This is a genomic window from Bacillus cereus group sp. BfR-BA-01349 (genome assembly GCF_022663795.1).
GTDB lineage: Bacteria > Bacillota > Bacilli > Bacillales > Bacillaceae_G > Bacillus_A > Bacillus_A cereus.
Window position 1 is genome coordinate 1 of sequence record NZ_JAKUGE010000109.1, and the last position, 1,312, is coordinate 1,312.

Sequence of the window (1,312 nt, forward strand, 5' to 3'; positions counted from 1 at the left end):
AAAACTAAAAGGATTGTCCCCTGTGCAATACAGAGTTCAATCCTTAGTAGCTGCTTAATATATTTGTCTAATTTTTTGGGTTCAGTTCAAAGGTACCACCTGTAATGTATCAGGCTATAGACTTATTTTTAGAAATGTTAACAGAAGATAATGCAGTAATGAAATTCATTTCTAAAAATAAAGATTTATCAACTCAAGAATTATTAAAGAAGTTGTTTCATCTTTTTCCTACAATCGGATATGGAGATACTCAGTACATAGAACTGATTAATAAAATAAAGAAGAAAACTACACCTAAAATATAGGTGTAGTTTTCTTCTTATAATTGCTCAAGTAATTCTAATTCTTTTTCTACAAATAGCATTAGTTCTTTAATGGTTTCACCAGAGAAATCAAAACGAATACCGGCTGCATCATATACTTCTTTTATAGATTGCGAGCTTCCTAGTGATAATGCCTTTTTATAATTTTCTAGTGTTTGCTTAGGATCCTCTTTATATTGTTTATACATTTGTAATGCCCCAAGTTGGGCAATCGCGTATTCAATATAATAAAATGGTACTTCAAAAATATGGAGTACAGGTAACCAACTCGTTGCTATCCAGTTTTCGTAGCCATCAATATGTATGACGCTAGATTGATAATGTTTTTGAAGTTGTAAGTATTTTTCATTTCTTTCTTCAGAAGTATGAATTGGATTTTCATACAGCCAGTGTTGAAATTGATCTACAATAAGCATAATAGGTAAATATGAAATAACATCTTTAAAGAAGTTAATTTTTGCTTGTTTTAAATCTTTTTTGTCTGTATAGAAGGTATCCCAATAATTAAGCGAGAATAACTCCATTGTCATACTGGCTAGTTCAGCTGTTTCAGCTGGAACTTCTATATACTGTCGTAATTCTAATGGTTTTATGAGTTCGTTATGAATACTATGACCCATTTCATGTATAAAAGTGATAATATCATCTTGTGTATAATTTAAGTTCATAAAAATATAAGATAATTGTGAAGCTGGTAAGTACTCACAAAAGCCACCAGCTGCTTTTCCTTTGCGGCTTGTTAAATCAAGACAATTGTGTTTATACATTCGGTTTAAAAGTGCTGAAAATTCAACATCTAGTTTATTAAAGATATGAGTGCTCTTTTCAATTAAATCATTTTCATTTGCAATAGGTTTAAGTACTTTTTGATCTGGAGTTACAGCTGATACATCCCAAGGGCGGTGCGACACGTTCCTAAGTGAAAAGCTTAGGCACTGTCGGACAATTGTTCAACAGTGAACTTTCATTCCGAGTTGTCAAATGATAGG

The 1,312-nt window shown here is 31.6% G+C and carries 2 pseudogenes; one reads left to right on the top strand and one right to left on the bottom strand.

From position 1 onward, the window contains the following. Positions 1-89: 89 nt before the first annotated feature. A pseudogene (locus MR169_RS27875) lies at positions 90-305 on the top strand (AraC family transcriptional regulator); the annotation flags it as partial. A 14-nt stretch (positions 306-319) separates the two neighbouring features. Here the strand turns inward: MR169_RS27875 and MR169_RS27880 are convergent. Then, positions 320-1,225: pseudogene (locus tag MR169_RS27880) on the bottom strand (M3 family oligoendopeptidase); the annotation flags it as partial. Between the last annotated feature and the right edge of the window lie 87 nt (positions 1,226-1,312).